This is a genomic window from Streptomyces sp. NPDC003035 (assembly GCF_042888285.1).
Taxonomy (GTDB): Bacteria; Actinomycetota; Actinomycetes; order Streptomycetales; family Streptomycetaceae; genus Streptomyces.
In genome coordinates, this window is sequence record NZ_JBIAPJ010000001.1 from 443,464 (window position 1) to 469,422 (window position 25,959).

At 70.9% G+C, this 25,959-nt stretch carries 25 protein-coding genes, 1 tRNA gene and 1 pseudogene; 7 read left to right on the forward strand and 20 right to left on the reverse strand.

Features of this window, described 5'->3' with window-relative positions; translation table 11 throughout:
* Positions 1 to 68 precede the first annotated feature (68 nt).
* The 6 genes from ACFYV5_RS01930 to ACFYV5_RS01955 all read right to left on the reverse strand — a co-directional run bounded on the left by ACFYV5_RS01930 (position 69) and on the right by ACFYV5_RS01955 (position 6,009).
* Positions 69 to 1,241, reverse strand: coding sequence for a cellulase family glycosylhydrolase (locus ACFYV5_RS01930; RefSeq protein ID WP_389163171.1), 1,173 nt, complete (start codon positions 1,239 to 1,241; stop codon positions 69 to 71).
* 294 nt (positions 1,242 to 1,535) lie between these two features.
* Positions 1,536 to 2,186: a hypothetical protein gene (locus ACFYV5_RS01935; RefSeq protein ID WP_389163174.1), complete on the reverse strand. Its 651-nt coding sequence runs from the start codon at positions 2,184 to 2,186 to the stop codon at positions 1,536 to 1,538.
* A gap of 37 nt (positions 2,187 to 2,223) precedes the next feature.
* On the reverse strand, positions 2,224 to 3,630 hold the full coding sequence (locus ACFYV5_RS01940) for a flotillin family protein (protein ID WP_389163177.1): 1,407 nt from the start codon (positions 3,628 to 3,630) through the stop codon (positions 2,224 to 2,226).
* 94 nt (positions 3,631 to 3,724) lie between these two features.
* Positions 3,725 to 4,231 carry a hypothetical protein gene (locus tag ACFYV5_RS01945; RefSeq protein WP_355106695.1) on the reverse strand — a complete coding sequence of 169 codons (507 nt, stop codon included), beginning with the start codon at positions 4,229 to 4,231 and terminating at the stop codon, positions 3,725 to 3,727.
* A 322-nt stretch (positions 4,232 to 4,553) separates the two neighbouring features.
* Positions 4,554 to 5,456, reverse strand: coding sequence for an MBL fold metallo-hydrolase (locus tag ACFYV5_RS01950; protein ID WP_389163181.1), 903 nt, complete (start codon positions 5,454 to 5,456; stop codon positions 4,554 to 4,556).
* Positions 5,457 to 5,745: 289 nt separating this feature from the next.
* A complete protein-coding gene (locus tag ACFYV5_RS01955; RefSeq protein WP_389163184.1) occupies positions 5,746 to 6,009 on the reverse strand; it encodes a hypothetical protein in 264 nt (87 codons plus the stop codon).
* Between the two features lie 89 nt (positions 6,010 to 6,098).
* On the opposite strand from ACFYV5_RS01955, the gene ACFYV5_RS01960 reads away from it, so the two are divergent.
* On the forward strand, positions 6,099 to 6,272 hold the full coding sequence (locus tag ACFYV5_RS01960) for a hypothetical protein (protein ID WP_389163186.1): 174 nt from the start codon (positions 6,099 to 6,101) through the stop codon (positions 6,270 to 6,272).
* 60 nt (positions 6,273 to 6,332) lie between these two features.
* Here the strand turns inward: ACFYV5_RS01960 and ACFYV5_RS01965 are convergent, their stop codons facing one another.
* Positions 6,333 to 6,695, reverse strand: a complete 363-nt coding sequence (locus ACFYV5_RS01965) for a metalloregulator ArsR/SmtB family transcription factor (protein ID WP_355106701.1) — start codon at positions 6,693 to 6,695, stop codon at positions 6,333 to 6,335.
* A 151-nt stretch (positions 6,696 to 6,846) separates the two neighbouring features.
* Here ACFYV5_RS01965 and ACFYV5_RS01970 point away from each other — a divergent pair, with 151 nt between their 5' ends.
* From ACFYV5_RS01970 to ACFYV5_RS01985, 4 genes and pseudogenes are all read left to right on the forward strand, one after another.
* A complete protein-coding gene (locus ACFYV5_RS01970; RefSeq protein WP_389163189.1) occupies positions 6,847 to 8,184 on the forward strand; it encodes an NAD(P)-binding domain-containing protein in 1,338 nt (445 codons plus the stop codon).
* A gap of 36 nt (positions 8,185 to 8,220) precedes the next feature.
* A complete protein-coding gene (locus tag ACFYV5_RS01975) occupies positions 8,221 to 8,673 on the forward strand; it encodes an ArsI/CadI family heavy metal resistance metalloenzyme (RefSeq protein ID WP_389163192.1) in 453 nt (150 codons plus the stop codon).
* A 119-nt stretch (positions 8,674 to 8,792) separates the two neighbouring features.
* A pseudogene (locus ACFYV5_RS01980) lies at positions 8,793 to 8,894 on the forward strand (LysR family transcriptional regulator); the annotation flags it as partial.
* 142 nt (positions 8,895 to 9,036) lie between these two features.
* A complete protein-coding gene (locus ACFYV5_RS01985; RefSeq protein ID WP_389163195.1) occupies positions 9,037 to 9,330 on the forward strand; it encodes a hypothetical protein in 294 nt (97 codons plus the stop codon).
* Positions 9,331 to 9,369: 39 nt separating this feature from the next.
* Here the strand turns inward: ACFYV5_RS01985 and ACFYV5_RS01990 are convergent.
* The 8 genes from ACFYV5_RS01990 to ACFYV5_RS02025 form a co-directional block, all read right to left on the reverse strand.
* Positions 9,370 to 9,443 (reverse strand) — tRNA-Met (locus ACFYV5_RS01990).
* Positions 9,421 to 9,891 carry a serine hydrolase gene (locus tag ACFYV5_RS01995; RefSeq protein ID WP_389165016.1) on the reverse strand — a complete coding sequence of 157 codons (471 nt, stop codon included), beginning with the start codon at positions 9,889 to 9,891 and terminating at the stop codon, positions 9,421 to 9,423. The genes ACFYV5_RS01990 and ACFYV5_RS01995 overlap by 23 nt, the downstream gene beginning before the upstream one ends.
* A gap of 11 nt (positions 9,892 to 9,902) precedes the next feature.
* Positions 9,903 to 10,571, reverse strand: a complete 669-nt coding sequence (locus ACFYV5_RS02000) for a DUF4097 family beta strand repeat-containing protein (RefSeq protein WP_389163197.1) — start codon at positions 10,569 to 10,571, stop codon at positions 9,903 to 9,905.
* 291 nt (positions 10,572 to 10,862) lie between these two features.
* Positions 10,863 to 14,774: a helix-turn-helix domain-containing protein gene (locus ACFYV5_RS02005; RefSeq protein WP_389163198.1), complete on the reverse strand. Its 3,912-nt coding sequence runs from the start codon at positions 14,772 to 14,774 to the stop codon at positions 10,863 to 10,865.
* A gap of 287 nt (positions 14,775 to 15,061) precedes the next feature.
* A complete protein-coding gene (locus ACFYV5_RS02010) occupies positions 15,062 to 16,903 on the reverse strand; it encodes an NlpC/P60 family protein (RefSeq protein ID WP_389163201.1) in 1,842 nt (613 codons plus the stop codon).
* Positions 16,904 to 16,953: 50 nt separating this feature from the next.
* A complete protein-coding gene (locus tag ACFYV5_RS02015) occupies positions 16,954 to 17,397 on the reverse strand; it encodes a hypothetical protein (RefSeq protein WP_389163204.1) in 444 nt (147 codons plus the stop codon).
* A 56-nt stretch (positions 17,398 to 17,453) separates the two neighbouring features.
* Positions 17,454 to 17,960, reverse strand: coding sequence for a hypothetical protein (locus ACFYV5_RS02020; protein ID WP_389163207.1), 507 nt, complete (start codon positions 17,958 to 17,960; stop codon positions 17,454 to 17,456).
* Positions 17,961 to 18,018: 58 nt separating this feature from the next.
* Positions 18,019 to 18,522 carry a hypothetical protein gene (locus ACFYV5_RS02025; RefSeq protein ID WP_389163210.1) on the reverse strand — a complete coding sequence of 168 codons (504 nt, stop codon included), beginning with the start codon at positions 18,520 to 18,522 and terminating at the stop codon, positions 18,019 to 18,021.
* Between the two features lie 428 nt (positions 18,523 to 18,950).
* Here ACFYV5_RS02025 and ACFYV5_RS02030 point away from each other — a divergent pair, with 428 nt between their 5' ends.
* A complete protein-coding gene (locus ACFYV5_RS02030) occupies positions 18,951 to 19,667 on the forward strand; it encodes a GntR family transcriptional regulator (protein WP_355106723.1) in 717 nt (238 codons plus the stop codon).
* A gap of 8 nt (positions 19,668 to 19,675) precedes the next feature.
* Here the strand turns inward: ACFYV5_RS02030 and ACFYV5_RS02035 are convergent, their stop codons facing one another.
* Positions 19,676 to 20,647, reverse strand: a complete 972-nt coding sequence (locus ACFYV5_RS02035; protein ID WP_355106725.1) for a LysR family transcriptional regulator — start codon at positions 20,645 to 20,647, stop codon at positions 19,676 to 19,678.
* A gap of 101 nt (positions 20,648 to 20,748) precedes the next feature.
* Here ACFYV5_RS02035 and ACFYV5_RS02040 point away from each other — a divergent pair, with 101 nt between their 5' ends.
* Positions 20,749 to 21,930 (forward strand): M6 family metalloprotease domain-containing protein, encoded by a 1,182-nt coding sequence (locus ACFYV5_RS02040; protein ID WP_389163215.1) that lies wholly within the window; start codon positions 20,749 to 20,751, stop codon positions 21,928 to 21,930.
* 69 nt (positions 21,931 to 21,999) lie between these two features.
* Here the strand turns inward: ACFYV5_RS02040 and ACFYV5_RS02045 are convergent, their stop codons facing one another.
* The 4 genes from ACFYV5_RS02045 to ACFYV5_RS02060 form a co-directional block, all read right to left on the reverse strand.
* Positions 22,000 to 22,935 carry an ABC transporter ATP-binding protein gene (locus ACFYV5_RS02045; RefSeq protein WP_389165019.1) on the reverse strand — a complete coding sequence of 312 codons (936 nt, stop codon included), beginning with the start codon at positions 22,933 to 22,935 and terminating at the stop codon, positions 22,000 to 22,002.
* Positions 22,936 to 23,039: 104 nt separating this feature from the next.
* Entirely contained in the window at positions 23,040 to 24,047 is a 1,008-nt protein-coding gene (locus ACFYV5_RS02050; RefSeq protein WP_389163218.1) for an ABC transporter ATP-binding protein, read from the reverse strand.
* Positions 24,047 to 25,033, reverse strand: a complete 987-nt coding sequence (locus ACFYV5_RS02055) for an ABC transporter permease (RefSeq protein WP_355106731.1) — start codon at positions 25,031 to 25,033, stop codon at positions 24,047 to 24,049. Before ACFYV5_RS02055 ends, ACFYV5_RS02050 begins: the two co-directional genes overlap by 1 nt.
* Positions 25,030 to 25,956 carry an ABC transporter permease gene (locus ACFYV5_RS02060; protein ID WP_389163222.1) on the reverse strand — a complete coding sequence of 309 codons (927 nt, stop codon included), beginning with the start codon at positions 25,954 to 25,956 and terminating at the stop codon, positions 25,030 to 25,032. The genes ACFYV5_RS02055 and ACFYV5_RS02060 overlap by 4 nt, the downstream gene beginning before the upstream one ends.
* Positions 25,957 to 25,959: the final 3 nt, after the last annotated feature.

Below are 25,959 nucleotides of genomic sequence, written 5' to 3' on the forward strand. Positions count from 1 at the left end.
TCGTTCTCGGATTTCACCGTGCGACGAACGGACAGGAACGGACCCGACCTGCCGCGCGCGGACGGATGTCAGCGATCCGCCGCGCTGCCGCGGACGACGCAGGAGCGGTGGTTCTCCCAGCCCCAGCCGTCCCCGTCGGGGTCGGAGACGCTGCCGTGGACGCAGTACGGGTACCCGTTGGGGGCGGTGCCGCCACCCGTCCCGCCACCGCCCGTCCCGCCGTAGACGGTGGCGGTCCTCGAGGTGGTGGAGATGCCGTCCGGGCCGTTGAACAGGCGGTTGCCCCAGCTCGTCAGGGAGCCGGCGTCGAAGCCGTTGACCAGGTCGAGGTACTCGACACCGCCGCCGTTGCCGCTCCACGACCAGCCGAGGTAACCGACCCTGAGCGACTGGGCGGTCGCCATGATCGCGTTCTCGTCCGGGTTGCCGTCACTGTGCTGGTCGCCGAACTCCCCGACGACGATCGGGAGACCGTTGTCCACGAAGTGCCCGAGGTAGCTCCGCACCTCGGCGGCGGTGTCGTACACGCCGTACATGTGGATGGAGAAGATGGTGTTGCGCTGGGGGTCGGAGGCGAAGACCGCGGCGGCGTTGTTCCGCATGGTGTGCGACCAGTCCTGGCCCCAGTTGGGGGCGTCGACCATCAGGGCGTGGCCGATGCCGGCGTTCCGGAGCTTGCCGACGGCGTTCTTGGTGGCCTGTGTCCAGGCGGTGTAGTCGGTGTTGCCGAAGGGCTCGTTGCCGATGTTGACGACGACGTAGTCCTCCTGGCCCTGGAGCGCGCTCTTGATGCCGATCCAGTAGTCCGCCGCCCTGTCGAGGGAGGCCGCGGCGCCGTCCTCGCCGTAACCGGTGGTGTCGTGCACCTCGAGCAGACAGATGAGCTTGCTCGCCTTGCACTGTCCGACGAGGGAGGCGACCTGCTCCGTGCTCGTCCGGGTCCATCGGTCGCCGCTGCTCAGCACGACCCGGACGGTGTTGGCGCCCTTGGCGGCGATGTCGGCGATCGAGCCGGTCCGCTCCGGGTACCAGGTGTGCGCGTGGTTGACGCCACGCATGACGAACTCGTTGCCATTGGCCTCGTACACGCGGCCGTTGCTGACCCGGATGCCCGTGGCGACGGCTTCGGTCTCAGCCTCGGCCTCACCGACGGGCCCGAGAACAGGCAGCAGGAGCCCTGCGATACCGGCGATCGCGGCGCCGAGGGCCGTGAGCCACGTGCTACGCGCTGTTTTGTTCATGCCTCTCCTCAAAGGGGCGTTTCCGTGGGGGCCGGCCCGTCACCGAAGGGCGTCGGAGTTCCTGACAACGTTGTCGACGCAGGGGGAGCAGCCAGACGAACGCCAAAGGGAATGGCCGTTGTGCGGCGGCATTCCCCCATGGCGGGCGGATAGGGCCGGAGGTCCTCACTATGAGGCACTCCGCGTTCCTCTCACGTCAATAGCCGGGTAATCGAAGCTTCGCCTCGAAAGCTAAACCCCCACTGAACCACGTGAGTTCGGACGAGAAAGGGCTGCCCGGCTTTACGCTTCGCTTTACGGTCCTCGTCGGGATTCGACCGCCCCGGGTGACGCGGATCGGATCACCGCGACGCAGCACAGCGCCGCGAGGGCGAGAGTCGCCGCCGCCGGTCCGGCGAGGGCCTCGGTGGCGGTGGCGGGAAGGACGCGGTCGGTCGGCGGGACGGCGCCCTCCGGGTCGAAGACCATCGTGAGGTGCCGGCCCGGGCGCGCGTCCGCGCCGCAGGTGCGCCATGCCTCGGTCGGGACCGGGGTGCCGTCCAGGAGGTGTACCGAGCAGGAGTTCTTGACGTGGGTCCGCCCCTCGTGGCGGTGGACGTGGACCTCGGTCACCACGACCGTACGGCTCTCGCCGCGTGCCGCGAGGACGGCCTGCGCGGTCATGCCCGGTAGCCACCAGGCGAGGGCCCCGGCGAGCAGGGCGACCGCGCCCACCAGGACCCGTCCCGCGTTCGTCGAGAAGAGGTACCACGCGCCGGCCAGGCCCACGACGACACCGACCGCCGTGCCCGCCACGACGAAACCGGTCAGCGCACCCGCCACCGCCGCACCGGCGACCGGACCGGCTGTCAGGAGGCCGACGACCAGGCCCTCCACCGCCAGCCGGGCCGGCGGCCGTCCCGTGACGTTCGCCGGGCCCCACAGGAACGCCCTGTCGTCGGACACGCTGCTCCGTTCGTCGTCCCCGTCATCCCTTCCCGACCTAGTCGCCGATCTCGACGGCCGTGCTCTCGGACACCGGCTTCTTCCGGCCGATGCCCTCCAGGAGGGAGGCGAGATCGACTCCGGTGGTGGAGCTGAGGAGTTCCATGCCCTGGGCGACGTTGTCGGCGACGGTACGGGTCAGTTGGCCGGCGCCGTCGGTGGAGATGACCGTCATCTTGTCGATGGCGGAGAGCGGTTCGGCGGCCTTGGCGACGACCTGGGGCAGGACCTCGACGAGCATCTGCAGGACGGCGGCGTCGCCGTACTGGGCGAAGGCGTCGGCCTTCTTCCGCATGGCCTCGGCCTCGGCGGAGCCCCGGGCGGCGATGGCGGCGGCCTGGGCCTCGCCCTCGATGCGTACGGCGTCGGCGAGCGCGGCGCGGTGGGCCTTCTCGCCCTCACCGGTCAGGCGGGAGCGCTGGGCGTCGGCCTCGGCCTGCTTGACCAGGGCGATGCGGCGAGCCTCGGCCTCCTGCTCGGCCTGGTAGCGGGCGGCGTCGGCGGGCTTGCGGACCTGCGTGTCGAGCTGACGGTCGGTCAGCGCCGCCTGCCGCTCGGCGACTTTCTCCTGCTCGGTGAGGATCTGCTGCTGGCGGTCGGCCTCGGCGAGCGGACCGGCGGCGTTGGCCTGGGCGGCGGCCTCGTCGGTCTGCGCCTTGATCTCGGCCTGCTTCAGGTAGAGGGTCCGCTGCGCGATGGCGATCTCCTCCTCCGCCTTGAGCCGGGCCTGTTCGGCAGCGCGGCGGGCGACGGCCTCGGCGATGTCGGCCTCCTGCTTGGCGCGGGCGGCCTCGGGGCGGCCGAGGTCCTCCAGGTAGGAGCCTTCGGTGGTGATGTCCTGGATCTGGAAGGCGTCCAGGACCAGGCCCTGTCCCGACAGGCTCGCCTCGGCCTCCTCCGCGACCTGCCCGGCGAACGCGGCCCGGTCGCGGATGATGTCCTCCACCGACATACGGCCCACGATGGAGCGGAGCGCGCCCGAGAGCACCTCCTGGGTAAAGCCGACGATGCCGTCCTGCTGCATCAGGAACCGCTGGGCGGCGGCCCGGATCGAGTCCTCGGTGCCGCCGACCTTGACGATCGCGACGCCCTCCAGATTGGCCTTGACTCCCCGCAGGGTCACCGCGCCGCGCACGGCCACCGGGATGTGGCGGCTGGAGAGGTCGAGGGTGAACTTCTGCTGGACGAACGGGACGACGAAGACGCCGCCGCCGACCACGACCTTCTGGCCGCTGTTGTCGGTGAAGACCCGCCCGGTGGCCGGATCGGTGGCCTGCTTGCCGCGCCGTCCGGTGATGATGAAGGCCTCGCTGGGCCCGGCGACCTTGTAGCGCGTGACGATGACGAGAGCGAGCAGTACGACGAGTACGACGATGCCCACCACAGCGGTGAGGACAGGGCTCATGACGCACATCCCTTGAGAACGGAACCGATGGAACAGGTGGAGCGGGGGAGCGGGGTGGCGCGAGGGAACGGGGGAGCGAAGAAGAGGCGAAGGGTCAGCGTTCGACGGGACGTACGGCGACCGACGTCGGCGAGAGCACCGACTCGACCCAGACCTCGGCGCCGCGCGGCACGGGGCGGGCCGACTTCGCCGCGTACTTGACCGGCTGACCGCCCAGGTACAGCAGCACCTCGCCGTATCCGTCGGCGGGAATCGCGGTGACCACCGAGCCCGCACTTCCGGTCAGGTCCTCGCCTCGCGGTGCGGGCGCGGCTCCGTCGCGCATCAGCGCCCGGCTGAACTTCCATGTCAGCCGGCCCGCGAGGACCCCCGCCGCCACGCCCGCACCGGTGGCGACCCCCGCCCCCGTACCCGTGGTCCCCAGGACGATCGCGCCCGTGAAACCGAGCGCGGACACGAACCCGGCGATCACCGGCAACGACAGGAACCCGTCCAGCCCCCCGCCGATCCCGTCGAGGACCCCCTCCAACACCCCGTCGAGGACCAGGGACAGGACGAGCAGCACGAGACCTGCCATGCCGAGACCGAGAAACCACGTCATGTCACTGTCCCCTCGATCCGCACGCAGAGGCCGTGCCGCTTCTGTCGTGGACGGATGTTCCCACCGGACCGCACGGAAGTTCACTGCTGGAGTCCGGCAATCTTTACGCGCTCTTGATGCCGGTCACGCGCACCACCGCCCACGCGAGCGGACAGCGTCGCGCCCTGGGGTGTCGAGCCGGTGGAACATTGCCGTCTCCGGGCAACCACACGCTCCTCTGGTTGCGCGGCAAGGACCTGTCGACGCCGCAGGGGAGACGCATAGGGTCGGCGGAAGCCCCGATGCCCACGCGTACCTGAGCGCCGCGATCACCGCGCGGGCGTTACGTGGCGCGGAACCGGCCTTGTTCGACCTCCATGACCAGGCCCGCGCCGGTCAACCGGTCCAGGTGCTGCACCGCGGTGCGTCGTTCGACCGGCTGCACGTGGACGCCTTCGACGTGGGGCCGGTAGACCAGCCTGTGCTCGGCGATCTCCTCGACGGTCCGCGGCTCGTGGAGGAACGCCAGGAGGGTCGCGTCCCGCTTCTCGACCACCCCGACGAAGTCGTCGAGCCGCCTGGAGAACTCTGTGGCGCCCTCGATCACGCCCTTCTGGTGGGCGGTGCCGTACCAGTGGGCATCGATCTCCCGGCAGCGGCGGATGGACGCCTCGAAGTCCGAGAGGCTGCTGCCGACGTCTCCGTAGAACGGCCCGAATGACGTCAGGTCGATGTCCGCCACGAACAGGAAGCCGTCCGGCTCGATCAGGAAGCCGCTGTGGCCCGGCGTGTGGCCGGGGAGGTGCACGACGGTCACGGTGCGGCCGCCCAGGTCGAACACGTTGCCATCGCCGAAAGCCGTCGCGTCGGGGCGGTCCCGTACGTGGAACTCATCGCGCAGCATCAACTCCGTCCGCTCGGTGGCGTCCGGCGGGAGACCGTAGCCGGCGGCCATGACCGCGCGGGAGCGCAGCGCGGCGAGGTCCTTCTCGTGGGTGTGGACGGGTACGTCGTAGGATCCGAGGCCCGCGACGTGGTCCTCGTGCGCGTGGGACACGAGAGCGATGTCCGCGGGCGGTGCCGATCCGACGAGCGACAGCGACGGGTCGATGACCAGCGTCTCGGCGGTGCCGCGTACGAGCACGGAGTTGGCGTACGGGTAGGCGCCCCGCTCGGCACCGACGAGCACGGTGACTCCGCCGTTCCCTCCGCCGTACTCCACTTCCGTGTATCCCGTCGTGAGCAAGGTCGGCACTCCTTCGTCCGCGAGCCGGGCGGGCACGTGCAATCGGGCTGTGCGACTTCGGGCACCTTATCGGGGGCGTCGGCGAGCGTGTCCGTCTCGTCCCCGCTCTCGAGAAGGCGGGAGCCGTCCGCAACGAGGCGCGCTGGCACACCCGTTGGGGATGGATCGAGCCGAGGGCCGCGCCGGAGGGCCCCGAGCTGCCGTACGCGTACAACATTCGGCGCAGCACCCTCGACCCGTTGATCAGGTCCCGTGCGGCGGAGACCCCTGGCGTCGATCTGCTCCTCGGTCACCAGGTGACCGGGCTGGTCTTCCGCTGCACGGCGGGATCGGTCAGACCTGGTTCCTCGAGCCGGACATGGCGTACGCGTTTCCGAACGACGACGGGGTGACGGTCATCGCGGTGCTCCCCGACAAGAAGCGGCTGCCGGCTTTCCGGGAAGATCTCGAAGGCAGCTTCCTCGCCTTCGTCCGTGCCCTGCCCGAGGCGCCGGCCATCGACTCCGCCGAGCGCGTCACGAAGATCATCGGCACCGTGAACCACCCGCTTCACAGCCGCAAGCCCACCGCCCCGGGCGTAGCGCTCATCGGCGACGCCGCCCTGACCGGCGATCCCCTGCCAAGGCCCGTCCGTTCAGTCCCTTGGAGCGGCTGGTGTTCTCGGCGGCAGCGCGTGACGCGTCGGTGGCGCGGCACATGCATCTGTTCGCATCCCGCCTGATCGGCCCGCTGCGCTTCCTGAACCCCGCGGCGCCGGCCAAGGCCTCGGTCGTCAACATCAAGCACCGCCGGGCGGCTGTGCCACCCGCAGGCTGAGCTAGGGCCTGACTCTGGGATCATGCCGGGCTCGGACCCCCGCCGCCTCCGTGGAGGCACTCACGCGGTGGCGACCTTGGTCAGCAGCTGGCCCATGGCGGCGAGGACGGCCGGTTCGACGCGGTAGTACACCCAGGTGCCCCGCCGCTCGGAGGAGAGCAGTCCGGCCTCCTTCAGCTTCTTCAGGTGATGAGAGACGGTCGGCTGCGAGACGCCGACGTCGGAGATGTCGCAGACGCACGCCTCGCCCCCCTCGTGCGAGGCGACGGCGGAGAAGAGCCGCAGCCGGACCGGATCTCCCAGCGCCTTGAACATGACGGCGGTCCGCTCGGCCTCCTCCGCCGTCAGCGGGCGCTCGTTCAGCGGCGGGCAGCAGGGCTCGGTGGCGGGCTCCAGCAGCGGCAGCACCTTCACATTCGACATGTGTCTATGTTGACACACATCGAACCAAGCGCCCAGAGGTGGATGGCATGGGGCCCTCGAATCGATAGACGTCTATGTTGACGTCTATCGATACAGGTGCCATGCTGGGGCACAAGAGATCGATGGATGTCGAAGCACAAGGGGACTCGCCATGAACATCACCACCGCTGCCGAGCAGCTGCCTGTCGTTGTCATCGGTGCTGGTCCGGTTGGTCTGGCCGCTGCCGCGCATCTTGTGGAGCGGGGTGTGGAGCCTTTGGTGGTGGAGGCGGGGGAGGGTGCGGGTGCGGCGGTGCGTGGGTGGGGGCATGTGCGGTTGTTCTCGACGTGGGGTGAGGTAGTGGATCCGGCTGCGGAGAAGTTGTTGGCTCCGTCGGGTTGGGTGAGGCCGGATGCGGAGACGTACCCGACTGGCGCGGACTGGGCGGAGGGGTATCTGCAGCCGCTGGCCGATGTCCTGGGTGACAGAGTCCGCTTCGGTGCGCGTGTGACGGGTGTGTCGCGTGTGGGTCGTGACCGGGTGGTGGATGCGGACCGTGAGGCCCAGTCTTTCACCGTCCATCTCCGGTACGCCGGTGGTGGTGAGGAGCGGATTGTGGCGCGTGCTGTGATCGATGCTTCGGGTACGTGGTCCACGCCGAGTCCGATCGGTGGTGACGGTCTGCCGGCTTTGGGGGAGAAGGCGGCGGTGGACCGGATCTCGTACCGTATTCCTGATCTGAAGGACCCTGTGGTGCGGGCCCGTTATGCGGGCAGGCGTGTTGCGGTGATCGGCTCGGGTGCTTCCGCGTTCACGGCGCTTGCTTCCCTGGCCGGCCTGGCGCGGGAGGAGAAGGGCACGCACGCGGTGTGGATTCTGCGTCGGGGTATCTCGGGTTCGACTTTCGGCGGTGGTACGGCCGATCAGCTGCCCGCCCGCGGCGCGTTGGGCCTGGCAGCGAAGGCGGCTGTCGATGACGGTCACGCGGATGCTGTGACGGGTTTTCGTACCGAGGCGATCGAGCGCGTGGGCGGGCGTCTGGTGCTGGTGGCGGAGGACGGCCGCCGTCTGGAGCCGGTGGATGAGGTGATCGTTCTGACCGGTCTGCGGCCCGACCTGTCCTTCGTCTCCGAGCTGCGTCTGGGTCTGGACGAGCGTCTGCAGGCGCCGGTGGCTCTCGCGCCGCTGATCGATCCGAACCAGCATTCCTGCGGCACGGTCTATCCGCACGGCGTGGGTGAGCTGTCCCATCCGGAGAAGGACGTCTACCTGGTCGGTATGAAGTCCTACGGCCGCGCTCCGACGTTCCTGGCCATGACCGGCTACGAGCAGGTCCGTTCCATCGCCGCCGCCATCGCCGGGGACCGCGAGGCCGCCGAACGTGTGGAACTCGTCCTGCCCGAAACCGGAGTCTGCGGCGGCGCCGGCCTCTTCGACCAGCCCACCGGCGACACCCACACCACCGACAACGGCTGCTGCGCCACCCCCGCCACCTCCAGCGCCTGTTGACCGACTCAACCACCCATCCGTAACAGGAGGACCGTCATGTCTCGTGTACAGCTTGCCCTTCGGGTTCCCGACCTCGCGGCATCCGTCGCCTTCTACACCAAGCTCTTCGGCACCGAGCCGGCCAAGCTCCGCGACGGTTATGCCAACTTCGCCATCACGGAGCCGCCGCTCAAGCTCGTCCTCATCGAAGGCGCCGACGGCGACGACACCCGCCTGGACCACCTCGGCGTCGAGGTCGACAGCACCGACGCCGTCCATGCCGCCACCACGCGGCTCAGCCAGGAAGGCCTCGCGACCACGGAGGAGAACGAGACCACCTGCTGTTACGCCCTCCAGGACAAGGTGTGGGTCCACGGCCCCGGCCGCGAGCCATGGGAGGTGTACGTCGTCAAGGCCGACGCCGACACCCTGGCCAAGCAGCAGGCCGACGAGTGCTGTTCCACTCCGGCCACCGCCACCGCCACCGCCACCGTCGGTAGCTGCTGCTGATGGCCTGATGCCCCACCCAGGGGCGCGACCAGCAGCCCGAGGACCGCGGCACGCCGCAGTCGGGGGACCTGTGTCGCGGCAGCGGGCTGCGGCTCTGGCCGGCCGTAGCCGCCCAGTCGCTGGCGCTGTCCGCCGGTGCTGTGTCCCAGCAGATGGCCGCACTGCGGCACGAGGTGGGAGTCGATCTGCTGCGCCCCGACGGGCTAACCGTGGCGCTGACGGAGGCTGGTCGGCTGCTCCTCGAACGCGCCGACCGGATCCTCGCAGCCGTGGAGGAAGCCGGATGCGCCATCGCGGCGGTCAAGGGCACGGTCAGCGCCACCCGCCACACTCGCCGCGCTGCCGTCGACCGTTGCCAGGATCGTGACTCCCGCGCTCACCGCACTGGTCGCACACCACCCGCAGCTCACCGTGACCTGCCTGTTGCTCGTGCCCCGAACCGCCATCGACCCGACCACGCCCGGAATCCGCACGGCACCTATCGAGGACCACCCGATCCTGCGCCTCCTGTTCGCCGCGACCCGCCGCACAGAGACCGCGAACCCGACGACCACGGCCGTCATCACAGCGTTGCGCACAGCCGCGCGGCAGGCTCGCACCACGCCCCTCCGGCCGGAGGCCGACCCGGCTCAGCTTGAGGTGCGGGTGCACGCATGAGGTCCGGATCCACAGGATCCGGACCTCATGTCACTTCAGTAGCGGGGACAGGATTTGAACCTGCGACCTCTGGGTTATGAGCCCAGCGAGCTACCGAGCTGCTCCACCCCGCGTCGGTAGGCGCAACACTACGCCATCCACGCCACCACCCGAGACCAGGCCGCTCTCACACGTCGACCTGTGAGCGGGCCCCGGAGCGCGGCAGCCGCAGCCGGGAGGTGGGTCCACGCCGGTCGACCCTGTCCACCGAGCCGGGTCGGCCGCGCCGGCCGCCCCGGCCTGCCCGCTGCCGAACACCTCCTTGACGAGCGCCCGTACCAGCTCTTCCGTCCGGTAGGTCGTGAACCGGTTGTCCATCCACTCCTGGCCCGCGGTCGTGGCGGGGATCCCCGGCGTGAACGTCCCGTCGTCGTCGTACTCGCCGGTGAAGTTGAACACCCCACTGGTGTGCTGCAGCAGCATCCGCACCGTGATCCTCGGGTCCAGCCTGAACCCGGGCAGGCAGTCGGCCACCGGGGCGTCCGGCCCGATCGTGCCGTCGGCCACCAGTTGCAGCGTCAGGGCGGCCCCTCTTACAGGCTGCGGGCGGTGATGTCGCCGTAGGCGGTGGTGGCGTGGATGGTCAGGGCGGCGTCGGCGCCGTTGTTGGTGAGGCTGTTGTGGATGCGGCCGTACGAGGTGCCGGCGTCCAGGGAGGCGGAGACTCCGCGGGCGGCGCCGACCGAGATGTCGCCGGCCTCGGTGCGCAGGGTGACCGCGCCGCGTACGGCCTCGGTGATGGTGAGGTCGCCCTTGAGGGTGCTGATCCGCGCGGGGCCGCCCAGGCGGCCGACGGCGATGTGGCCGGCGGCGAGGGCGAGGTGGGCGCTGTGGGTCTCATCGAGCTTGACCGTGCCCTGCGCGCTCTCGAAGGTGACGTCGCCGAGGCGTCCGACGCCCCGGAGTTCGGCGGTGTCCGTCTTCGCCTCGACGCGGGAGCCGGCGGGCAGCTGGACGGTGACCTCGACGGACCCGGAGTTCCCGAGGACCCGGTTCTTCGCCTCGGGGGCCTCGATCCGCAGGATGCCGTCACCGTAGGCGACCGTGACCCGCTCCGCCGCCTTCAGGTCGCGATTCTTGGAGGCGTCGGCGGGCCGGACCTCGACGGTGGTGTCGGCCCGGTCGGCGGCGATGAACCGGATGCGCCCGGCGGGGATGTCGAGGACGGCGGCGATGGGGGCGGTGGTGTCGAACTTCTGCATGGTTTCTTCCTTCGGCTCGTTGTTTCTGATGGGTGAAACGCTACGTTGCGTTCGCAGAGCCAGCAACACCCAGGTTGCACGAAATCGGCATGACTGCTGCTCACGGCCTTGAAATCATTGCATCGACTCTGTGGCGTAATGCAACGTCGAACGTCGGGCGTTGCAACAGGGTGAGAGTGAACGCTCTTTCTCAAGCGCTGAGGGCGCGAGGACTGCTCGGGACCATTGATCTGTCCGACGCCCGTTAGGCTGGTGAGGTCGCGCATGGCGTGAGTCGCCGTGAACCTCGCGTCACGCGCCGTCGCACACGGGGGCGTAGCGGTGCCCCTGGAGGAGATGCCGCCATCGGGCGGGAGTCACCGGGCCGGTGAGAGCGCAGATCGCGCGGCGGCGCCGCTTCTCGTCGGGGTTCCACAGCCGCACTGTGCCGTCGTTGCCGCTGCTGGCCAGCGTGCGGCCGTCCGGGCTGAAGGTCACTCCCCACACGGCGCGTGTGTGGCCGGTGAGTGTGGCGAGGAGGCGGTGGCGGACTGGGTTCCACAGGCGGACGGTGCGGTCGTTGCCGCTGCTGGCGAGCGTACGGCCGTCGGGTGCGAAGGCGACCCCGCGTACCGAGCCGCTGTGTCCGACCAGTGTCGCTGAGAACCGGCGGGTGGCCAGGTCCCACAGCCGCACGGTGCCGTCGTTGGCGGCGCTGGCCGCCGTGCGGCCGTCCCCGGCCACCGTACAGCCGCGGACCGAGCCGGTGTGCCCGGTGAACGTGGCCCTGGTGCGGAGACCGTCCACGTCCCACAGCCGCAGAGTCAGATCGTCACTCCCCGACAGCACCGTCCGGCCGTCCCGACCGAAGACCACGCAGTTCACGAAGTCGGTATGCCCCCGCAACAGCACGGCCGGCTCCCGGAAGGAGGAACCGTCGGCGCGCCAGACACGTACGCTGCGGTCCGCGCCCGCCGACGCCAGCCGTGTGCCGTCGAGACTGAACGCGACGTCGAAAACAGCGCCTTCATGCCCGCTCAGCACAGTGAGGACCCGGCGCCGCGCGACGTCCCAGATCCGGACCGTGCGGTCCGCGCCGGCCGATGCCAGCCGTGTGCCGTCGGGACTGAACGCGACGTCGTAGACGGCGCCTTCGTGGCCGGTCAGCGCGGCGACGGTCCGGCGCCGCGCCACGTCCCACAGCCGTACGCTGCGGTCCGCGCCCGCCGATGCCAGCCACTTGCCGTCCGGGCTGAACGCGGCGTTCCACGCTTCGGAGAAGGGGTGGGCGACCAGCGTCGAGGCCCCAAGGTTCCATAGGGCGACCGTGTGGTCGAAGCCGGCCGTGGCCAGCTGCTCGCCGTGCGGTGCGACCGCCACGGCGAGGACGTAGTCGGTGTGGCCCGCCAGCGTGTCGATGATGCGGCGGGAGGCGACGTCCCACCGCCGGACGGTGCCGTCTCCGCTGGCCGAGACGATGGTGTGGCCGTCACGCCCGTACGCCAGGCCGTTGACGTCATCGTCGTGGCCCGCGAGCGAGGTCGTCAGTTGCCAGCGCTGCGTGCTCCACAGCCGTACCGTACGGTCCGCGCCGGCGGTGGCCAGGGTGGCGCCGTCCGGGCTGAAAGCCACCGCCAGCACGTCACCGCTGTGTTCGGTCAGTTCGGCCAGCCGCGCCTGCGTCGCCAGGTCCCAGACAACTACCGCCCGGCCGGCGCCGCCCGCGGCAAGGGTGCGGCCGTCGGGTGCGAAGGACAGGGCCAGCACCTCGTCGTCGTGCCCGGACAGGACGGCGGTGGAGCGGCGCCGCACCGGGTCCCAGAGGCGTACGGTGCCGTCGGCTCCGGCGGACGCCAGAAGCCGTCCGTCCGGGGAGTAGGCGACGGCCCGGACGGGGCCCCGGTGCCCGGTCAGCACACCCGCCGCCCGGTGACCGGCCACCGTCCACAGCCGGACGGTGCCGTCGGAGCTCGCCGACGCCAGAAACCGGCTGTCGGGGCTGAACGCCACCGACCGTACGGGGCCGTTGTGCCCCCTCAACACGGCCGCGGCACGCGGCCCTTCCCCGTACGTGCGCCACAGCCGCACCTCGCCGTCGGACGCCGCGGACGCCAACAGTCGTCCGTCCGGCGCGAACGCGACTGTGTTCACGGGACGGGAGTGGCCGGTCAGCCGGCCGGCGAATGCCTGCGTCTGTGTGCTGAGCAGGGCGCTGCGGGCCTCGGGGGTCTCGGCCGTGGCGTAGGCGCCGGCGGCAAGGAGCATCGATGCCTCCGGCTGGCCGACCGCCAGCTCCGCCGAGCGGGCGGCCATCGCCTGAGACAGGGCGGTACGCCGCTGCTCGTCGGCGGCGTACCGCTGTTCGAACGCGACGCTTCCGGCGAGCACCGCGACGGCGAGCAGCACTCCGAGCACCGCCAGAAGGTTGCGCTGTTGCCGGGCACGCTTGCGTACCTGTCGTCGCGCCTGCTCCTCCTGCTCCGCTGCCTCGGTGAGGAACTCCTCTTCCACAAGGGCGAGTTCAGCGCAGTGGCCGGCTGCCTGGGCCCATTCCGAAGCGGCGGCCAGCCGGGTGCCGCGGTAGAGGGCCGCAGGGTCGCGGCCCTCCCGCTCCCACTCGGCGGCTGCCGTGCTCAGCTGCTGGTGGAGAACCAGGCCGGTGCGGTCGGCGTGGATCCAGCCGGCGAGCCGCGGCCACGCCCGCAGCAGGGCCTCGTGGGCGATCTCGACGGTGTCGGAGTTGATGGTCACGAGGCGGGCGGTCACGAATGCGTCGAGGACGGCCTGCCCGGACGCTGGATCGGGAAGACGGGCGAGAAGTGCCTCGGTGCTGACGAGGCGGCGGGTGGGCTCGGTGTCCTCGCCGACTCGCACGAGCCGCAGAAGCATCGTGACGGCTGCGTCCTGGTGGACGGCGTCGAGCCCGGTGAACACGGCTTCCGCGGTCGCGGCGATCGAGCCCTTGAGGCCGCCGGCGGCGAGATACCCGGTCACCGTCATCGTCCTGCCGGTGCCCTGTCGCCACGTCGTCATGAGGGCGTGGGCGAGCAGCGGAAGGGTGCCCGGTGCGGGGGCAGGGCCGTCGGCCGCTTCACGGTCGGCCGCACGGGCGGCGTCCAGGTCGCGCAGCATCAGTTCGACCAGGCCGGGCTCCAGCTCGAGGCCGCAGTTCTCGGCAGGCCGCACGATGCACTCCCGCAGCTCGGCAGCGGTCATGGCGCCCAGCGCGAACAGGCCGTGGGTGAACACGGGGACGAGCGGCGGGTGGTCCAGACACCGTCCGGTGAAGTCCGCGCGCACCCCGAGCACCACAGCGGCGACAGCGGTTTCGCCGCCCGGCCCGGGAGCGGCGAGAGCGGTCAGGGTGTCGATGTAGGCCCGGCGCTCGGCCTCGTCGTCGCAGAGGGAGAAGATCTCCTCGAACTGGTCGACGGCGACGACCAGTCGGACGCCGGCGCTGCCCGGGGCCTGGTCCGCGCCTGCCGTGCCGCCGTACAGGGACGTGTGTGGACGCGGGGCCGCGGCCCACGCCCGCAGCGCCGCGGCCAGGTTTCCGTCGCTGGGCGAGACGCCGTGCGGGACGTCGGCGGAATCCGCCGCAAGTGCGGTGCGCACCGACCGCAGCAGGGCCTGCAGGGGATGGGCGGTCGGCGTGGACAGGGCGACGGGCCAGCGGTCGGAGCCGGGGACGGCGAGGTCATTGCGGGCGAGCGCGGGGACGAGTCCGGCGCGTAGCAGGGACGACTTGCCGGCGCCGGACGGCGCGACGACGGCGAGCGGTCCCGTCCCGACACGTTGCTCGAGGCGTTCGACGAGGGCTGCGGTGGCCCGCTCGCGGCCGAAGAACAGATGGGCGTCCTCGGTGCCGAACGAGGCGAGACCCCGGTAGGGGCAGGGCGGTGCGGGCAAGGAGGCGGCAGTGGAAAGGCGCCGGTCGAGGACGTTGTCGGCGCTTCTTTCCTCGGGTGGGAGCAGCGCGAGCAGGGCGCCACCGGCCTGAAGGGCGTCGTCGCACAGCCGGGCGAGCGTCGCGTTGACGGGCTTGCTACCGGTCTCGATCTTGCTGAGGTAGCCCTTGCTGTAATGGATGCGTCGGGCGAGTTGTGTCAGGGACAGGCCGCGCTGCCGGCGTAGTTCGCGGAGCGCCTCGCCGAACGATCGGCCTGGTGGCGGCTGCGGTGCGCCGTCGCCATGGTCCGCTGGTCTGCTGTGTGCCCCGTCCATGATGCGCCCCCTTACGGCGAGCGGGTCTGGCCCTCCGCGTCGCGCGTGTCGCCTGGCGTCTGCGGAGTTCCGCAGGCGCCTTCCGTCCCGGTCTAAGGCGCAAGCGTGGCAGCTGTGGTTCCGCACGCCGGGGGCGGGGGCGATGCGACGCGCGTCACCTGCCTTCCAGGGCGGGCGACGGGGTGCTGGAACGGCGTGCGCCCTGTGGAACCTCCGGTCCACAGGGCGCTCGAACGGGTGTCGGGCCGATGGCCCGTACGGTGACACACGGACGGCTCCGCCGGCGGTCAGAACCAGCCGGTGCAGGCGATCTCCACGCGGTCACCGGCCTTGCCGCAGGCCCGCATCACCACCGCGTGGTCGTTGAACTGCGGGGTGAACACGTCCCGGCCGGACGTGATCCGTGTGTAGCCAAGCTTGTCCCAGCTCTTTCCGCCGTCCACACTGCGGTCGACCCACACCTCGTCACCGACAGAGCCGTTGCCGATCCGGCCCCAGGCGCACTCGGTGGTGTCGCCGTAGCGCAGTTCGATGGAGCGGCCCCAGACGGTGGCGGTCCGCGGGGAACGGGCCCCGGCCGAATCAGGGGCACTGCCGTCGGTGCAGCCCACCGTCGTCGAGCCGGAGTTGCTGCCGCAGTCCGGGACGCCGGCCAGCCAGGCGTCCCCCTTCATGTAGATGTTGGTGATCCAGCCCTGGTACTCCGGCAGGTAGGACCAGACGTTGTTGGTGTACCCGGCCTCGGTGACGGTGCTCGCGCGCTTCTGGCACGAGACGGCCACGCTGGTCGGCCCGGACAGCCGTGCCACCGCCGCCGATGCGAGGGAGGGGTAGCTGTGGATCGCGACGTCGGTGCCCCAGGTGCTGTGCGGCTTCGCGCCGGACGGCGTCGAGGTTCCCTTGCCGTCGCAGGCCGGGACACCGGCCAGCCAGGCAGCGCCCTTGACGTAGATGTTGGTGACCCAACCGCCGTACGTGGGCAGGTAGGACCAGGCGTCGTTGGTGTAGCGGTCGGAGGTGACGGACTGCCCGCGTACCTGACAGCCGATCTTGACGGTGGTCGGGGCCGGCAGCCGGGTCAGCGCGGTACCCGAGGTCGACGGCGACGGCATGATGGCCACGTTGGTGCCCCACGTCCCGTACGACGTGCCCTGGGTGACGTTGCCGCCGCCACCCGGTCCGATGTCCGGGTCGAAGTCGGCACCGGTGCACGTGGGCACATCGGGCAACCAGGCCGGGCCCTTGAGATAGATGTTGCTGATCCAGCCCCTGCGGTCCGCGAGGTAGGTCCAGGCGTCGTTGGTGTATCCATCGGCCGTCACCCGCTCGGCGTGCTGCTGGCACTTGGCCCGCACCAGCTCCGGCCCGGCGAGCCTGGTGACCACCGTGGCCGACAGGTTCGGGTGCGTCTTGACGGCGATCCCCGTTCCCCAGGTGGCCTGCAGGCTCGCGTCCCACGGCTCGGGCTGTGTGAACTGGCCGCCCTGCGGCATGCGCACGGCGCCGACCAGACGACCCCTGTCGATGCGGGAGTTGATGTCGATGACTCGAGCGCGGGTCTGGGACTGGTACTCCTCCACGACGTAGCCGTCGCCGAGGTACAGCATCACGTGGCTGATCCTGTCGACGGTTCCGTCGACAGCGGTGAAGACGAGGTCGCCGGGCTCCAGGTCCTCCACCGCGGGCTTTCCGCCGCTCGCTCCCAGAACCCTCTGGTAGGTGGAACCTGCCCCGTTGTACATCATCTTCGTGTTCCCTCTGCCCAGCAGATCCGTACCGAGCGCCTGGTACCAGGCCCACCGCACGAATCCGGAGCAGTCGAGGCCCTTGATCACCGGGTCCTTGTGCGTCTCCGCGATGCTTTCAAGAGACGAAAAGTCGACGACCCCGTATGTGGGGCCGGGGGCGGCAGCGTGCCCGCCACCCCACGTGTACCAGGTGCCCTTTCGCCATTCCGCGCAGGCCGCTTCGATGGCGCGCGTGGCCTCGGCCGAGGCGATGCCCTGCTTGGCGCACCAGTTCTGTTCACCCGTCCCGGCCGCCTGCGCGGTGGTCGCCGGGACCAGGGCGAGCAGCAGCGCGGTCACCAGTGCGGTGACCAGGGTGCCGCCCAGTTGTCTTGCTCTCATACCTTCCCCCTCGCGGCATCTGATGCCACGTCCGTACGACTTCGCGGTCGTCAGCAGTTGGACAGGTTCGCGGACGGGACGCCGTAGCCGCCGCCGGAGAACTCCACCTGGGAGACGAAGCCCCACTTGCCGTTGTCGGCCATCGTGTACGCCCACATGTTGTTGGAGTAGTTGCCCACCCAGTGGTGGTCGCCGGGTATCTGGCACACGAACCAGTTCGCGTAGCCGCCCACTTCCAGGTAGCCGATGATCGAATTGTTGGTGTCGGCGGTCGACAGGGCGTATACCGGCACATGACTGCGCCACAGCGGACAGTACGACACCCGGTGCGAGGTGCCGCCGGCTGTTTTCTCGTAGCGAGCCGGGTTCGACCAGCGGCACTGCGTGGGCGTCACCGCATCAGCGGCCGGAGCCACGATCATGTTCGCGCCGAAGACAGCAGCGGCCGCGACCGCTGCTCTGGCCGCCATGCTCTTCACATTCTTCAGGTTCACAGTCTTCGTCCTTTGTGAGGGGTGGGCCGTTCGATGGCACCACTCCGGTCCCTTCCTCAGCCGCGCCAGATCTTGATGGAGGTGACGGCGTCGTTGAGTGCGGCGCCGACGTACGGCACGTCGCCGTCGAAAGTGCCGTTGCCGCGAGGGCCCGAGGCGTACGACGTGTTGCAGCCGCCGCTGACGAGGTACGACGACAGGCGGCTCGACCACCAGCTGTTGGGACGGAAGCTGTAGCCGGCGCCGTCGCAGTACGCACTGCCGTACACGTGCGTGTACTCGCCGCCGTAGCTGTGGTCCGTCGCCCAGGTCATGAGCTCCACGGAGGCTGTCGTCGACGCCACGGAGGCATCCGCCCGGGACGCGGCGTCCTTGCCGGTGAAGCAGGTGCGCGAGGCGACCTCGGAGACGTCCTGGCCGGGCTCGAGCGGGTCGACGACAACGACGCAGTGTGTGTCGGAGGCGCTGCCGGAGGCGGGATGGGGAGCCGCGGAGGCGGGCGTTCCCAGCGCCGCGAGGCAGGCGGCCGCGGCGAGCGTGAGAGCGGTGCGGGACAGTTTCACGGATGTTCTCCTGTGGGAGCGTCGCAGACTCAGGGGGTATGGGGGGCGCGCCCGGCGGCTACCACCAGGGTGAGGTGCAGTGGATGCCGGACCGGGTGGAGCCGCAGGCACGGAAGACCCAGTTGGGGTCGCTGCTGGTGCGCTGCGCGGCGCTGGTCTTGTTCTCGCCGTACTTCGAGACGAAGGGGCCGCACTGGATCCAGGTGCGTCCGCCGTCCCGGGACCAGTCGAGCCATACCGAGTTGCCGGGCTGGACGTCGCCCGCGATGAGGGCCCAGCCGCGCTGGACGCCGTTGACGTTCCCGTACTGCAGGCTGATGTCGATGCCCTCGTTCCAGAGGGTGACGGCCTTCGCCTGGATGTTGTACGCGTTGTCGGAGATGTCGACGAAGCCGTTGCGGCCTCCCTCGCAGTCGGAGGCCGCCGCGTGAGCGGACGGCGCGGGAGCGAGGAGGGCCAGCCCGCCGACGACCATGGCCGCGGCGGTCGACGCCGTCACGGACCTGCCGATGCGTGAGAGGCGGCCGGCCGTGGCCGGAAAGGTGCGCTTGTCGGTGCTCACGTTTCTTCCTTAGTGGCTTCTCGGGGACGCAGCGGGCCCACCGTGCCGGGCGCACCGTGTTCGCCGCCAGGGGGTTTCCCGGGGTTTCCCGTTGCCTGATCAAGGAGGAAACAGCGGCGGCTGAGGCGCACGCCGGTTTGTGTGGAGTCGTCGGCCGAAGGCCCGGCCGCATGCCGACGTGCGGGGCCAGCGGCATGACCGGGGTCCAGGTGGTGGAGCATCCGCTGATTCCTGACGGTGCTGTTCGGCGGGATGTGCGCCCGGGACGACAGCGGCGCCTCCGTGCTCCCGGACGCGAACGGGGAGGCGTATCTGGCGGGGCGGTCGCCGGCGTCGGCCGCGAGCGCGACGTCACGCCGAGGTCCGTATCGGACCCGCGCAACGTGACATTGTACGCTTGACGTCTGTGGATCTCGGAGGGAACCGGCATGGGCGAATTGCAGCGCAATCTGATGACCGAGCAGGAGCGCCTGCGGGACAAGGTCGCGCACGCCCTGCGCGCGGCTCTGATCGCCGGGGAGCTGCGGCCCGGCAACGTCTACTCGGCGCCCGGTCTGGCGGCGGACTTCGGCGTCTCCGCGACACCGGTGCGCGAGGCGATGCTGGACCTCGCCCGCGAGGGACTGGTGGAGCCGGTGCGCAACAAGGGCTTCCGGATCACCGAGGTCAGTGAGCGGGACCTGGACCAGTACACCGAACTCCGCGCGCTGATCGAAGTGCCGACCGTCGGCCGGGTCGCCCGTACCGCGACGAGGGAGGCGCTGGAGGAACTGCGTCCCGTCGCCGAGGAGATCGTGGTCTGCGCGCGGGAGCACGACCTGATCGGCTACCTGGAGGCCGACCGTCGCTTCCATCTCTCCCTGCTCGGCCTGGCCGGGAACGAGCGGTTGGTGGAGACGGTCGGCGACCTGCGCAAGCGTTCGCGCCTGTACGGGCTGACCGCCCTGGACGAGCGGGGCATGCTGGTCGCCTCCGCCGAGGAACACCTGGAGCTGCTCGACCTGATGGTCGCCGGCGACGCGGAGGCGGCGGAGCGGTGCGTGAGCCGCCACCTGGGCCATGTGCGCTCGCTGTGGGCCCAGGCGCGCGACGAACCCGTCGAGCCGCGCCCGAAGCGCACGCTGGGCGCTCGCGCCCGCCGCTGACGGGAACGTCAGCGCCACACCCCGCCCGGTGCCGGAGGCTGCCGTTCCCGCCAACGCGTGTACGTCCCGCTCTGCGCACACGCCTCCCGGTAGCCGTCGGTGACGCGGCGCAGGATCTCGGTGGTGTGGCGGGCCAGCGGGCCGTCGTGGTGCCAGGCCAGGAGGTGGCGGTACCAGAGGGGGTGGCCGGCGAGAGGGCGGACGGCGACGCCGGGCACCTCGATGAAGGTGGCCTGGCAGAGGCTGACGGCCAGGCCCGCCCGGACGAGTTCGACCAGCTGGCGCCCCTCCGCTTCGTAGGGGACATGCGGGGCCCGGTCCGCCAGGGCGTGGCAGGCGGACGACCAGTACTCGCGGGTGCGGTCGCCGTCGGGGCGGGGGGCCGCCCAGTCCTCGTCCAGCAGCTGGGTGAGGGACACCTCGTCGTGTTCCGCCAGCGGGTGGGCGGCGGGCAGCAGGGCGAAGACCGGTTCGGTGGCGATCGGGTGGAGTGCCAGGCCCTCGGGTGTGGGGAGCCGGCGGTCCGGATGGTCACCGAGGACCGCCGCTTCGAGCCGGCCTGCCAGGAGGTCGTCGAGGAGCGGGACCGGGGAGTACTGGCAGCGTGCGGTCACCTCCGCGGCGGGCAGTGCGTCCTTCACGGCCAGGAGCAGGTGGCCGAGCAAGGGGGCGCCGACCGAGCCGACGCGGACGCGGCCGACCGCCGTCATCGCGCGGGCGGCGCGGGCGGTGTCGGCGAGCAGGCCGTCGACGCCGGGGAGGATCGCGCGGGCTCGGGCGAGGACCAGTTCGCCGAAGGGGGTGAGGGTGGCGCCCGCCTGCCTGCGGTCGAACAGAACGCCGCCCAGCATGTTCTCGATGCGGCGCAGTTGCGTGCTGAGTCCGGGCTGGGTCATGGCGAGGGCGGCGGCGGCGCGCGTGAGGCTGCCGGCGTCGGCGATGGCGCACACCACCCGTAGATGCCGAACCTCCAGTTCCATGCGCGGATGTTATGGGCCGGCGAGAGCTTACGGACAGATGAGTGCGTGGCTTGAATCTTATGTGAAATGTCACATGCCATTCACTGGAAGGAAGTGGTTCCGTGACGTGGTCCAGGTCCCTGCGACCCGTTCAGGCGCTTCTGCTGTTCGTCGCGCTGCTCCTCACCCCGCTCGGCACCCCGTCCGCCCACGCCGCGGACACCGTCTCCACCTGCGCCCTCACCGGCACCACCGGCTGGACGGACGAGGGGCACAACACGGACTACTCCGTGTTCAAGAAGCCCACCGGCACGATCAAGGTCGGCATGATCTTCGTGGACTTCCCCGACGCCCCCGCCACCGAGACCCCGGCCGAGGACGCGGCGAAGATCACGCCCGGTGCCGACTGGCTGTGGAACGCCTCGTACGGCAAGGTCTGGCTGGACATCACCCAGCACCAGCGCTGGGTGCGGATGCCCCGCAACTCCGCCGACTACGGCTATGCCCGCGGCATCACCCACGAGAGCCACGAGGCGTACCTCAAGGACGCCGTCACCGCCGCCGACCCGTACGTGAACTTCTCGGCGTACGACATGGTGTACGTCGTCGCGACGAAGAACGCGACGCAGATCACCTTCACGCCCACCTACATCTACGCGCCGGGAACCGCGGGCGTCGTCGCGGACGGCAACCGGATCGAGTGGGCCGTCACCTTCGGTCAGGACCTGTGGACCTGGGGGACGAAGCTGGTGGCCCACGAGACCGGCCACACCTTCGGCCTGCCCGACCTGTACGCCTTCGACGCGGGCACGGACGCCCATCGGTACGTGGCCGGCTGGGACGTGATGGGGCTCATCGGGGGCAAGGGCTCGCAGTACCTGGCCTGGCACTCGTGGAAGCTCGGCTGGACCGCCGACAGTCAGGTCCTGTGCCGGGCGACGCCGGGCAGCGACACCGTCTATCTGACCGCCGTCGAGTACGGGAACGGCACCAAGATGGCGGTGGTGCGCACCAGCTCCACAACCGCGTACGTCGTCGAGTCCCGGCGGGCCGTACAGGCGGGCACCGGCGTCTGCGCGACCGGCGCCCTGGTCTACAAGATCGACACGTCCGTCCGGACCGGCTACGGGCCGGTCCGGGTGATGGACGCCCAGCCCTCCGTCACACCGCCGAGCGGCTGCCGCCAGCTGGACGACGCTCCGTACGGAGTGGGTCAGTCGTTCGTGGACTCGGCGGCCGGAGTGCGGATCGAGGTGCTGAGCAACGACGCCTACGGCGACACGGTGCGCGTCACCACGTCGTGAACGACGCCGGTGCCCCGGCTCCGCGAGCGCGGAGCCGGGGCACCGGCGCCTGTTTCAGGTGATGTCGTTTCAGGAGGCTTCGGGGAAGTGGCAGGCCACCTGGCGGCCCTCGCCGGGGCCGGCGGTCCGCAGCACGGGCGCCTCCGACCGACAGACGTCCTGGGCCTTGGGACAGCGCGGATGGAAGGTGCAGCCGGGCGGGGGAGCAGCCGGGCTGGGCGGATCACCGAGCAGGGTGATCCGCTCCCGGGTCCGCTCGGCGGCGGGGTCGGGCAGCGGCACGGCGGAGAGCAGCGCCCGGGTGTAGGGGTGGGCGGGGGCCGCGTACACGCGTTCCTTCGCGCCGATCTCCACGATGCGGCCGAGGTGCATCACCGCGACCCGGTCGCAGACCCGCTTGACGACGGACAGGTCATGGGCGATGAAGAGGTACGCGAGCCCCAGTTCGCGCTGCAGCCGCTCCATCAGGTTGACGATCTGCGCCTGGACGGAGACGTCCAGGGCGGAGACGGGTTCGTCCGCGACGACGAGCCGGGGCCCGGTGGCCAGGGCGCGGGCGATGCCGATGCGCTGGGCCTGGCCGCCGGAGAACTCGTGCGGGTAGCGGTCGAGGTGCTCGGGGATGAGGCCGACCAGCTCCATGAGTTCGGCGGCCCGCTTGCGCGCGTCGGCCGCCGACGCCCCGTGCACCATCAGGGGATCGGAGATGATGCGGGCCACGCTCTGCCGGGGGTTGAGGGAGGAGTGCGGGTCCTGGAAGACCATCTGCAGGTCCTTGCGCAGCGGCTTCAGGGCACGCTGCGACAGGTGGCTGATGTCCCGGCCGTCGAAGGTGACGGACCCGGAGGCGGGTTCCAGCAAGCGGACGATCATCCGGCCGGTGGTGGACTTGCCGCACCCGGACTCGCCGACCAGGCCCAGCGTCTCGCCGGCGGCCACGTCGAAGGAGACACCGTCGACGGCCCGGACCGGCGCCGAGCGGGCCCGCCGGCCAGGGAAGGTCATGGTCAGATCCCGGACGGACAACAGGTGTCCGGTCTGTTCGGACGAGGGCTGTTCGCTCGAGGGCTCTTCCGTCGACGGGTTTTCCGTCGTGAGGCGTTCCGTGGTCATGACGTGCTGCCTTCGTGGGCGGGGAAGTGACAGGCGGCCGGGTGTCCGGCCGGTCCGCGCAGCGGCGGGCGCTCGGTCTCGCACCGGGACCGCTCGTCCCCGCCCGCCGAGGCCAGGCGGGGGCAGCGGGGCGCGAACGCGCAGCCCGGCGCCGGATGGAGCAGGGACGGCGGGCTGCCCGGGATCGCCCGCAACGGGGCGTCGTCGGCGTCGTCGAGGCGGGGCAGCGAGTCGAGCAGGCCCCGGGTGTACGGGTGGGCCGGGGCGGCGAACAGGGCGTCCACCGAGGCTTGTTCGGCGGCGCGGCCCCCGTACATGACCAGGACCTCGTGGGCGACCCGGGCGACCACGCCCAGATCGTGCGTGATCATGATGACGGCGAGCCCGCGTTCCTGCTGGAGCCGGGCGATCAGCTCCAGGATCTGGGCCTGGACGGTGACGTCCAGGGCGGTGGTCGGCTCGTCCGCGATGAGCAGATCGGGCTCGCAGGCCAGCGCCATGGCGATCATCACGCGCTGGCGCATGCCGCCGGAGAACTGGTGGGGGTACTCCCCGGCGCGCCGCCGGGGTTCGGGGATGCCGACCTCGCCGAGCGCCGCGACGGCTCGGCGGCGGGCGGCGGCGCGGCTGGAGCGGAAGTGGACCCGGTGGTGCTCGGCGATCTGCTCGCCGACCGTGTAGTAGGGGTGGAGGCTGGACAGCGGGTCCTGGAAGATCATCGCCATCTTCCGGCCGCGCAGCGCGTTCAGTTCGCGCTCGGACAGGCCGATCAGCTCGCGTCCGCCCAGGGTGACGGAGCCGGTGACCGCGGCGCCGGTGTGCAGGCCCATCATCGCCAGGGAGGTGACGGACTTGCCGGAGCCGGACTCGCCGACGATGCCGAGGGTCCGGCCGCGCCGCACGTCGAAGGAGAGGGAGTCCACGGCCCGGACCGGGCCGTGCCTGGTCGGGAAGGTGACCGTCAGGTCCCGTACGGACAGCAGGGTTTCGCGTCGGTCGTCCATCAGTACCTCACTCGTGGATCGACGACGGCGTACAGGAGGTCGACGGCCAGGTTGGCCACGACGATGAAGGCGGCGGCGAGCAGGGTGACGCCGAGGATGACGGGCTGGTCGCCGGTGGCGAGGGCGCCGTAGAAGAGGCGTCCGATGCCGGGCAGGCCGAAGATGGATTCGGTGATGACGGCGCCCGCGAGGAGGCCGCCGAGGTCCATGCCGAAGATGGTCAGGATCGGTGTCATCCCGGCCCGCAGACCGTGCTTGACGACGACGGTGCGCCGGGGCAGGCCCTTGGCCCGGGCGGTGCGGATGTAGGGCTCCGCCATCGTCTCGATCATCGAGCTGCGGCTCTGCCGCGCGTACATGGCCGCGTACAGGATGGCGAGCGCGAGCCAGGGCAGGATCAGGTTCGACGCCCACGCGGCGGGGTTCGACCCGAAGGCCACGTACTGCGGATAGGGCAGCAGTCCGGCTACCCGGATCAGCCCGTAGATCAGCATCACCGAGGTGAAGTAGACGGGGACGGAGGCGGCGGCGACCGCGCCGACCATCAGCGTGCGGTCGAGGAGGGTGTCCTTGCGCAGTGCGGCGGTGACGCCCGCGGTCAGGCCGAGGAGCAGCCAGATCACGGCGGCGCCGAGGGCGAGCGAGGCGGAGACCGGGAGCCGGTCCACGAGGAGGTCCCACACCGCCTCGCTGTTCTCGTACGAGTAGCCCAGGCAGGGGAACTCGCAGTGCAGCGCGTACGCGCCGCTGCCCACGGTGCGGCCGGTGAAGATGCCGGTGACGAAGTCCGCGAACTGCCGCCACAGCGGGTCGTCGAGGCCCATGTGGGCGCGGATCGCCGCGAGCCGTTCGGCGCTGCACGACTTGCCGCAGGCCGCGGCGGCCGGGTCGGAGGGCAGGACGTAGAAGATGACGAAGGTGACGGCGGCGATGGCGAGGAGGACGCCGAGCACGCCGAGGAGCCGGCGGCCGATGTAGAGGATCATGTGCGGCTTCCCCTGGGGTCGAGGACGTCCCGCAGCGCGTCGCCGAGCAGCGTGAACGCGAGCACCGTGAGGAACAGGCAGAGGCTCGGGATGGCGAAGTACATCGGGTCCGTGTCGTAGAAGGCGACGGCCTCGGCGATCATCTGGCCCCAGGAGGGCGTGGGCGGGCGCACGCCGACGCCCAGGTAGCTGAGGGCCGCCTCGGTGGCGATCATGCCGGGGATGATCAGGGTGGTGTACGCGATGACGGGCCCCGCGACGCCCGGGAGGATGTCGCGGGTCAGGATGCGCCAGGGGCCGGAGCCGCCGACGCGGGCGGCGTCGACGTACTCGCGGTGTTTGAGCGAGAGGGTCTGGCCGCGCACGACGCGGGCGATGCCGGGCCAGCCGAACAGGCCGATGACCAGGGTCATGAGCGCGATCCGGTTGACGTCCCGGGCCACCGACATCATGGCGATCATGAAGATGAGGGAGGGGAAGGACATGGTGAGGTCCATCAGCCGGGAGAGCACGGCGTCGGTGCGGCCGCCGAAGTAGCCCGCGGCGATGCCCGCGGCCACTCCGGCGACGACCACGATGGCGGTGGCGGCGAGGGCGATGAACAGCGAGACCTGGGCGCCATGGAGGACCCGGGCGAACAGGTCGCGGCCGCTGACGGGCTCGACGCCGAGCCAGTGCTCGGCCGAGATGCCGCCGAGCGGCCCGATGGGCAGGCCGCCCAGATAGGGGTCGACGGCGTTCTTGTCGAACTCCTCGGGACCCCAGCCGCCCAGCGGGCTGAGCAGTGGGGCCCCCACCGCCATGATCGCGAAGAGGGCGACCACGGCGAGGGAGATCTTCACGGAGGGGCGGCGGCGCAGCTCCGCGCGGGCGAGCTGCCAGGGGCCGCTGCCCGGCGGAGCGGAGGAGGCGGGGGTGGTCATGGT